Source organism: Helicobacter mesocricetorum (genome assembly GCF_900198605.1).
GTDB classification, from domain to species: domain Bacteria; phylum Campylobacterota; class Campylobacteria; order Campylobacterales; family Helicobacteraceae; genus Helicobacter_D; species Helicobacter_D mesocricetorum.
The window spans coordinates 1-1230 of record NZ_FZPJ01000062.1; the positions used below are offsets into that span (position 1 = coordinate 1).

General features: G+C 31.6%; 2 protein-coding genes and 2 tRNA genes. All 4 read left to right on the forward strand.

All coding sequences use genetic code 11. The features are described 5' to 3' along the window. Window positions 1–35: 35 nt before the first annotated feature. A tRNA-Ile gene (locus tag C6H18_RS09165) sits at window positions 36–112 on the forward strand. A gap of 140 nt (window positions 113–252) precedes the next feature. Continuing rightward, window positions 253–328, forward strand: a tRNA-Ala gene (locus C6H18_RS09170). Between the two features lie 114 nt (window positions 329–442). Beyond that, a complete protein-coding gene (locus C6H18_RS09505; protein ID WP_158654905.1) occupies window positions 443–586 on the forward strand; it encodes a hypothetical protein in 144 nt (47 codons plus the stop codon). 25 nt (window positions 587–611) lie between these two features. Further along, window positions 612–1230, forward strand: a 619-nt coding sequence (locus C6H18_RS09175; RefSeq protein ID WP_199770199.1) for a LysE/ArgO family amino acid transporter, incomplete at its 3' end; no start/stop codon positions are given.

A 1230-nucleotide genomic window follows, 5' to 3' on the forward strand; every position in this document is an offset into this window, starting at 1 on the left:
CTTAGTTGTCAGAGATTGTTTGGCTTTAAAAGTAGGGGCTTATAGCTCAGGTGGTTAGAGCGCACCCCTGATAAGGGTGAGGTCAGAGGTTCAAGTCCTCTTAAGCCCACCAAAAATTGTTCTTTTTTATTCTTTTGAAAGAGTTTTCAAAGTTTTTTGGTTATTGCCTTTAAGGTAACTCCCTTCAAAAACTTTTCAACAACTTCCAAAATAATTAAAAAATAACTAATTTTTATCTCTTAATTACCTTAAGGGGAATTAGCTCAGCTGGGAGAGCGCCTGCTTTGCACGCAGGAGGTCAGCGGTTCGATCCCGCTATTCTCCACCATCATTTCAATATAAATATATCATCGTTTTTTAATAAATTTAAAATAGTAAAAACCTCTAAGATATTCCATAAAACTAGATTAGTTAGTGTTTTTATAAATGAGGGACACTTAAAATGAATATTAAAGTGCCTATTTTCATATTTGATTATAAAGATATGGGAGTGGATTTTATTGCTTTAAAGTCTAAGATTGCTTCTTTTTATGATGAATTTGAGCTTGATTTTTATTTGTTGCATAAAAGATTACACAGGTATTAAGTTTAATTAAAGGATTAGAGAATTGATGCTGCTTTTCTTTAAAGGTTTCTTACTCTCCCTCTCTTTAATTGCTGCTATTGGTGCGCAGAATGCTTTTATTATCAAACAAGGTATAAGTCGAAATCATATTTTTATAGTCAGTGGAATTTGTTTTATCTGTGATGTTATTTTAATGGGTTTTGGGGTTTTTGGAGTGGGGGAGTTTTTAGCAAAGAATCCCGTTATTAATCTAACTATTGCAATACTTGGGATTTTATTTGTTCTTTATTATGGGATTCTTTCTTTAAAATCTGCCTTTTTGCCTCAATCAAGCTTTGAAGTTTCTAAAGAAAATAAACTATCGCTTCAAAAAACGATTTTATTAACACTAGCTGTAACACTCTTAAATCCTCACGTTTATTTAGATACGGTGTTTGTGATAGGTGCTGCTGCATTAATGTTTAGCTTTGATGAAAAAATAATCTTTATTTGTGGGGCATTAGTTGCATCGTTTTTATGGTTTTTTGGTTTAGGGTATGGTGCATTGAGATTAAGTGGAATTCTTATTAAAATGGCTAAAGTAATAGATATTCTTATAGCAATAATAATGTTCTTTATAGCTTTCTCACTTATCCACTATGTTTTTATTTCATCTTCCATTAAGC